General features: G+C 49.7%; 3 protein-coding genes. 2 read left to right on the plus strand and 1 reads right to left on the minus strand.

The window, feature by feature from the left end; genetic code table 11:
* Together D6694_15740 and D6694_15745 are read left to right on the plus strand one after the other, a co-directional pair.
* A partial coding sequence (locus D6694_15740) for a TSCPD domain-containing protein (protein ID RMH33082.1) occupies nucleotides 1–349 on the plus strand: 349 nt, incomplete at its 5' end.
* Nucleotides 350–357: 8 nt separating this feature from the next.
* Nucleotides 358–1,353, plus strand: a complete 996-nt coding sequence (locus tag D6694_15745; GenBank protein ID RMH33083.1) for a hypothetical protein — start codon at nucleotides 358–360, stop codon at nucleotides 1,351–1,353.
* A 136-nt stretch (nucleotides 1,354–1,489) separates the two neighbouring features.
* On the opposite strand, the gene D6694_15750 is transcribed toward D6694_15745, so the two are convergent.
* Nucleotides 1,490–1,709: hypothetical protein (locus D6694_15750; protein ID RMH33084.1), on the minus strand; the 220-nt coding region annotated here is incomplete at its 5' end.

Genomic DNA, 1,709 nt, shown 5'->3' on the forward strand with positions numbered 1-1,709 from the left:
CGTGATTTCGGCCATCTTCCGCAAGGGCGGCGATGTCACGTTCCTCGTCGAGGAGCTCAAGGCCGTGTTCGATCCGCGCGGCGGCTACTACAAGCGCGGTGGCAAGTACATGCCGTCCATCGTCGCCGAGATCGGCGAAGTCATCCAGCAGCATCTGGTGTCCATCGGCATGATGGAGGGCCAGCTGTCCACGCCGGAGCTGGAGGCCAAGCGCCGCGAGGCGAAGGAGAAGCTCGGCGAGGATGCCGTGGCCAAGGGCAACATGTGCGACAAGTGCGGCGCGATGGCCGTCGTGCGGCTGGACAACTGCAATACCTGTCTCGAATGTGGTGATAGCAAGTGTGGGTAACGACATAAATGGCTTCAGAAGAAATTGTATCGCTGATAAATGATAATATAGAAGCCCTTTCCTCCCTTAGGGATAAAAACCTTATCTCCAGAGGAAAATGGGGAGAACTTAATTTCGAAATCAACAAGAATGACTTTGATCAAATTTTCCACCTACTTGAACAAGTCAGACAGTACCCTATAAAACTTCTTCCTGACGCTGTAGCCCAGCAGTTCCGCCAACAAATTGATACATTCCGTCAGGTTTGTGAACAAATAGATGCCTTTCAGATAAGCACGCCAAATGCCCAGCAGACACGAAACAGTTTAAGCTCCCAGGTTCACAGTTTGGCTGATCAGATAACTGGATTAATGGCACAGTGGCTCCCTTTCCTAGCGATGGAAGCAGGCCAGTCGGACTTTAACAGCCAAATCCTTGAAAAAGCCAGAGAGGATCAGAAGGCGATTAAAAGCATTCTCGAGTCGCTAAAAACAGCGCTCCCAAAAGGCACAGAAGCAGCAGCTAAAGCTGGTGTCGATATCTACTCTTCGGCATTCGAGAATGAAGAGAAAAAACTCCTGAAAGAAGCTCGAACATGGCTTATCACTACAAGCCTACTGGCTTTGATTACAGCTTTGATTGCGGCTATTTTTTGGAACGCGGATTACATCTACAGTGCAATTTTCGACCTGCAACCAGATCAAGAACAAACTTCAGTGGTTCTCCGGACTCTTGGCAATAAGGCATTCATTCTTCTCGTATTTGGCTCAGCGACGCTTTGGTGTGGAAAGATTTATAAATCCTTACGCCACCAAGCAGCAGTGTATAAGCAAAAAGCAATTTCAATTGATACATTTGAAACTTTCTATTCGGCGGCATCTGACCCTCAAGCAAAAGATGCTGTCTTGCTAGAAACAACAAAAGCTATCTTCTCTGAACATCGCACGGGATATCTAGATGGGCAGGCTAAAGAATCTCCAGATGTTTATTCTCAAATCACAAAGGTTCTTCAAAAAGACTCATGATTTTCGCCAAGCAGAAAGTCCTTCCGCAGCCAAGCAGTAAAAAACTCTTTAGCGTCAAACTAAATTAAAAAATCCTCATGCAGCATTCAAGATTGCATCATCCGGGGGCTGTATGGTTCGCCTTGTCCGGGGCGAATCACCCTCCCTTCCCTCCCCCCCCCTGATTCCCTCGGACAAAGTTATTTCCTCCTTTTCGTGACTTGGCGGCCCCGGCAACGGGGCCGTTTTTTTCGGCCCGCGGCTTGCCGCCGGCCGCTGCATGAACTACATCTGGGATATGGGCCAGGCAACGAAGAAGGCGCAGCCGGCCACGGCCGGCTGGGAGCATTTCCATCACGGTGCCGACATCGGCATCC

Source organism: Gammaproteobacteria bacterium (genome assembly GCA_003696665.1).
Taxonomy (GTDB): Bacteria; Pseudomonadota; Gammaproteobacteria; order Enterobacterales.

Excerpts from the sequence above, each read along its gene's own strand:
- D6694_15745 (RMH33083.1), top strand. The coding sequence starts at position 358 with ATGGCTTCAGAAGAAATTGTATCGCTGATAAATGATAATATAGAAGCC.